Source organism: Cytobacillus sp. Bac17 (genome assembly GCF_024519925.1).
Lineage (GTDB): Bacteria > Bacillota > Bacilli > Bacillales > Cytobacillaceae > Cytobacillus > Cytobacillus pseudoceanisediminis.
The window spans coordinates 1-487 of the sequence record NZ_JALJRC010000095.1 but is presented as its reverse complement, the minus strand read 5'-3'; the positions used below and the strand labels follow the sequence as shown (position 1 = coordinate 487).

Below are 487 nucleotides of genomic sequence, written 5' to 3'. Positions count from 1 at the left end.
AATAAAAAAGAGGAAAAAGAAAGAAAAAGAGAAGGGGAAAAGAGAGAGGAAGAGGAAGAAAGGAAAAAAGAGGAAAGAGGGGAGGAAAGAGGAAGGGAGGGGGGAGGAAGAAAGAGGGAAGGAAAAAAGGAAGAGGAGGAAGAAAAGAAAAAAGAAAGAGGGGGAGGGGGAGGAGGGGGGAGGGAGAAGGAAGAAAGGAAGAGGGGGGAGAGTAGGAGGAAAGAGAAAGGGAAAAAGAAAAAGAAGGAAGAAAAGGAGAAAAGAAAGGAAAAGGAGGGGGAAAAGAAGGGGAAGGAGGAGGAGAGGGAAGGAGAGGGAGGGGAAGGGGAAAGAGGGGGGGGAGGGAGGAGAGGAAGAAGAGGAAGGGGTAAGAAGAGAGAAGAGGGGAGGGGAAAGAAAAGAAGAATGATCTGGTAAGAAGAGGAGGAGAGAGATTGGAAAAAGGAGTAAATTGGGAAAGAGGAAAGAAGAAAAGTGGGGGATTAAA

General features: G+C 47.0%; 1 protein-coding gene. It reads left to right on the top strand.

Annotated elements, in window-relative coordinates:
• On the top strand, window positions 1-417 hold a 417-nt coding region (locus NR125_RS30280; protein WP_256816874.1), incomplete at its 5' end, for a hypothetical protein.
• Window positions 418-487 lie beyond the last annotated feature (70 nt).